At 71.4% G+C, this 241-nt stretch carries 1 pseudogene; it reads left to right on the top strand.

Annotated elements, in window-relative coordinates:
• Positions 1–241: pseudogene (locus ACYQ0J_RS00430) on the top strand (ATP-binding protein); the annotation flags it as partial.

Here is a 241-nt window from a genome sequence, read left to right as displayed (position 1 = left end):
GTGGATGGGGTGGGGCGGGGGAGGGACCTCGAGGCCGACCTCAAGGCCTGGCAGAGGCGCTACCCGGGGAACGAGGAGAAGGCGAGGAGCCTCCTCAAGGCCCTCAAGCGCCCCGAAGGGGTGAACCCCGTCACCCTCGTCGTGGACGACGCCACGGGCCTCACCCCCAGTGTGGTCCCCTGGCTGGTGGCCTTCGCCGAGGTGGCCACCCTGGTCCTGGCCGTCCACCCGGAGACCCTAA

Source organism: Thermus sp. FJN-A (genome assembly GCF_054655095.1).
This window is presented reverse-complemented; position numbering and strand designations above follow the sequence as displayed.